This is a genomic window from Brevibacterium metallidurans, assembly GCF_037101285.1.
In the GTDB taxonomy this organism is placed as follows: Bacteria; Actinomycetota; Actinomycetes; order Actinomycetales; family Brevibacteriaceae; genus Brevibacterium; species Brevibacterium metallidurans.
Genome location: NZ_BAAAAF010000083.1, coordinates 1 through 501 on the forward strand (window position 1 = coordinate 1; position 501 = coordinate 501).

At 60.3% G+C, this 501-nt stretch carries 1 protein-coding gene; it reads right to left on the reverse strand.

Annotated elements, in window-relative coordinates; genetic code table 11:
- Positions 1–148: 148 nt before the first annotated feature.
- Positions 149–501, reverse strand: a 353-nt coding sequence (locus AACX88_RS17635) for a pyridoxal-phosphate dependent enzyme (RefSeq protein WP_339394151.1), incomplete at its 5' end; no start/stop codon positions are given.

Consider the following 501-nt stretch of genomic DNA (forward strand, 5'->3'; position numbering starts at 1 on the left):
GCTTTATTCGCCCGGAAGATGAGATGCGTCACTGGGATTACCGCGACATGAATCAACAGCTGTGGGCGTTTCTTGATAAGCTGACGGCGAAATACGCCCGCTAACCTAACCGGCCCCCATGCCTGACATGGAGGCCGTCATCCAATGATTAGATGCCCGCGCCCTGGCTAAAGTGTTCCTCACCGAAAACGCCGGTTGAGAGATAGCGATCGCCGCGATCGCAGATGATCGCCACCACCACCGCGCCAGGATTGTCGCGGGCGATGCGCAGCGCCCCGGCGACCGCCCCGCCTGAACTGACGCCGCAGAAAATCCCTTCCCGCACCGCCAACTGGCGCATGGTGTTCTCCGCGTCCTGCTGATGAATATCAAGGACCTGATCCACCAGCGAGGCGTTAAAAATCCCCGGCATATACTCTTGCGGCCAGCGGCGAATCCCCGGAATGCTGCTGCCCTCTTCCGGCTGCAGGCCGACAATGCTCACCGGCTTTGTCTGTTCGC